The following is a 1,446-nucleotide window of genomic DNA, read 5'->3' on the forward strand; positions in this document are numbered from 1 at the left end:
CGCGGTCTCTGCAGGGCACCGCGGATAGGGGCACTTGGCCGGTGCCGAGGGTGACGCAGGCTGGTAAGGCTTGCAGCCGGTCGGGCCGCAGACATACTCGTTGGAGTCCTCGTCGATCGCCCGGCAAGGGGTCGATGGGTACTCACCGCCGCTCGCGATTATACCCTTGTGCGCGGTCCGCCACTCTCCAGCGAACCACACGGTCCTCGGGTTTGTGCTATTTTCGCAAGATGGCGGAGCCGCCTGTGCGCCTCCTAACGATGCCAGGATGACGAACGGGATGGAGACGACAGTGCGGATCATTGCGACGCTCCTGATCAGAGGAGCCTCTCGGTCGCGGCTTGCCTAGCGGAAGTCGATGCGGCTCTATAACGCAACGTTCGTTAGACCACGCACCGACCGGGTTGGCGTTTACGATCGGTAGATTGAGGGCGATCGTCCGGTGCCGTAAGGTCGACCGCATGCGCGAAATCGTCCTCGACACCGAGACCACCTCCACCGACCCGAAGGTCGAGCGGATCATCGAGGTCGGCTGCGTCGAGCTGATCAATCACACCCAGACTGGGCGGACGTTTCACCGCTACTGCAACCCGCAGCGTGCGGTGCATCCGGACGCCTTGGCGGTGCACGGCTTGTCCGACAGCTTCCTCGCCGACAAGCCGCTGTTTGCCGAGATCGCCCAGGATCTGCTCGCCTTCATCGACGGCGCGACTCTCGTGATCCACAACGCGCCCTTCGACGTCGGCTTCCTCAACGCCGAGTACGCGCGTCTGCCGGAGCCGCGGCCGGCAGCGATCGTGCTAAACGATGTCGTGGACACGCTCCTGATCGCCCGGCGCAAGCACGCGGGCGCGGCCAACAACCTCGACGCGCTGTGCACCCGCTACGGCATCGACCGGAGCCGGCGCACGAAGCACGGGGCGCTGCTCGACGCGCAGATTCTTGCGGAGGTCTACGTCGAGCTGCTCGGCGGCAAGCAGGTCGGATTCGATCTTGGCCCTGTCGCCGCATCACCGGCCCGCGTCGAGGACGAGGCAGCCCGCTCGGCGGCGCCGCGCGTCTTCAAGTCCCGGCTCACGGACGCGGAGCGGGCGCGGCACGCGGCGTTCGTGGGCACGCTCAAGACGCCTATCTGGGCGGACTACATCAGCGAGAGCGGGGAGGGCTGACTGACACGTCAGACCTCCGTGACTGAGCCATTGACGAGGTACCTTGCCACGTCGAAATCGACCGAAAGCAGATTGCCGCTCGCTGGGGGCATCCCGACGACGCCGACGAGGAATTCCTCGGTTAAGTTGATCATAGCCCGGCTCAAATGGGTCTCTTCCCGTCCTCGCATAGGGATGTGCATGACGGTCGCGATACACGGATAGTCGCCCGCGGGCAGGAAAAAACCATCGCCCAGGTCGACTGTATCCGCCGGGACTCGCACCGTGATGCTATGGA

Annotated in this window: 2 protein-coding genes; one reads left to right on the forward strand and one right to left on the reverse strand. The window is 64.9% G+C overall.

Annotated elements, in window-relative coordinates:
* Window positions 1–461: 461 nt before the first annotated feature.
* Entirely contained in the window at window positions 462–1,169 is a 708-nt protein-coding gene (gene dnaQ, locus I53_RS08195; RefSeq protein WP_043348990.1) for a DNA polymerase III subunit epsilon, read from the forward strand.
* 8 nt (window positions 1,170–1,177) lie between these two features.
* On the opposite strand, the gene I53_RS34505 is transcribed toward dnaQ, so the two are convergent.
* Window positions 1,178–1,446 (reverse strand): hypothetical protein (locus I53_RS34505; protein WP_210161571.1); only part of this gene is annotated, 269 nt, incomplete at its 5' end.

The organism is Methylobacterium sp. B1, from assembly GCF_000333255.1.
Lineage (GTDB): Bacteria > Pseudomonadota > Alphaproteobacteria > Rhizobiales > Beijerinckiaceae > Methylobacterium > Methylobacterium fujisawaense.

Bases quoted from the DNA above. Each gene is read 5' to 3' on its own strand.
- dnaQ (WP_043348990.1), top strand. From the start codon at position 462: ATGCGCGAAATCGTCCTCGACACCGAGACCACCTCCACCGACCCGAAG.